The following is a 1,341-nucleotide window of genomic DNA, read 5'->3' as shown; positions in this document are numbered from 1 at the left end:
GATGGTGTCCCGCCGAGTGGTGTAGCAGCGATCTCCGCATAGCCCCTGGTCATGGGGCGGCCATCGCGCAACTCTCCGAGTAGCGAAGCTCGTTGAAACGAGAGGTGACGCGATGGCCTTGTCCCAGCATGACTTACTCCGCCTGATGGAGTCACTGCGTACGGCGGACGGAATCGAGTTGATCAGGGTCCTGGCCCAGCGGATCCTGCAGGAACTCATCGAGGCCGAGGCCACCGCCCACATCGGCGCGGAGCCCGGCGAGCACACCGAGACACGCACGACGATGCGCAACGGGCACCGGGAGAAGGTGCTGACCACGCAGGCCGGGGACCTGGACCTGGCGATCCCCAAGGTCCGCACCGGCTCGTTCTTCCCGTCGCTGCTGGAACGCCGGCGCCGCATCGACCAGGCCCTCTACGCCGTCATCATGGAGGCGTATGTGCAGGGCGTGTCCACCCGCAGCGTGGACGACCTGGTCAAGGCCCTGGGCGGGGACACCGGGATCTCCAAGAGCGAGGTCTCCAGGATCTGCGGCGACCTCGACGCGGAGCTGGGCGTGTTCCGCACCCGCCCCCTGGATCACACCCGCTTCCCCTACATCTATCTGGACGCCACCTACTGCAAGGCCCGGGTGAACCACCAGATCGTCTCGCAAGCCGTGGTCATCGCCACGGGCATCACCGAGGACGGCGGACGCGAGGTCCTCGGGCTGATGGTCGGCGACAGCGAGACCGAAGTCTTCTGGAGCGAGTTCCTGCGCTCCTTGCGCGAGCGGGGCCTGACCGGGGTCCGCCTGGTCATCGCCGATCACCACTCCGGCCTGGTCAAGGCCGTGCGCAAGGTCATGCTCGGGGCCGCCTATCAGAGGTGTCGCGTTCATTTCCTGCGCAACGTCTTTGCGGTGATCTCCAAGGACGCCGCGGAGATGGTGGCCGCCACCATTCGCACGATCTTCGCCCAGTCCACGGCCGAGGCCGTCCGCGCTCAGCTCGAGACCGTCGCCGACATGCTCGGACGGCAGTTCCCCAAGGTGAGGGCAATGCTCCTGGAGGCCAAGGTCGACCTCACCGCGTTCGCGGACTTCCCCGAGCGACATTGGAAGAAGATCCAGTCGACCAACCCCCTGGAGCGGGTCAACCGGGAGATCAAACGCCGCGTCGACGTCGTCCAGATCTTCCCCAACCCCGGCGCCCTCGAACGCCTCACCACCGCCGTCCTCATCGAGATGCACGACGAATGGATCGCCTTCCCCCGCCGCTACCTGCCCGAAGGCAGCATGGACAAGATCTATCCGGCTGAAGATCAACCCGGCACGGTTACACCACTACAGGGGACATGACC

The 1,341-nt window shown here is 66.0% G+C and carries 1 protein-coding gene; it reads left to right on the top strand.

Annotated elements, in window-relative coordinates; genetic code table 11:
* Positions 1-112 precede the first annotated feature (112 nt).
* A complete protein-coding gene (locus ACFY2Z_RS41695) occupies positions 113-1,339 on the top strand; it encodes an IS256 family transposase (protein ID WP_390749205.1) in 1,227 nt (408 codons plus the stop codon).
* Positions 1,340-1,341: the final 2 nt, after the last annotated feature.

It is taken from the genome of Streptomyces sp. NPDC001222 (assembly GCF_042896945.1).
Taxonomy (GTDB): domain Bacteria; phylum Actinomycetota; class Actinomycetes; order Streptomycetales; family Streptomycetaceae; genus Streptomyces; species Streptomyces gibsoniae.
Note: the sequence above shows the minus strand (reverse complement) of the source record. Positions and strands in the feature narration are given on the sequence as shown.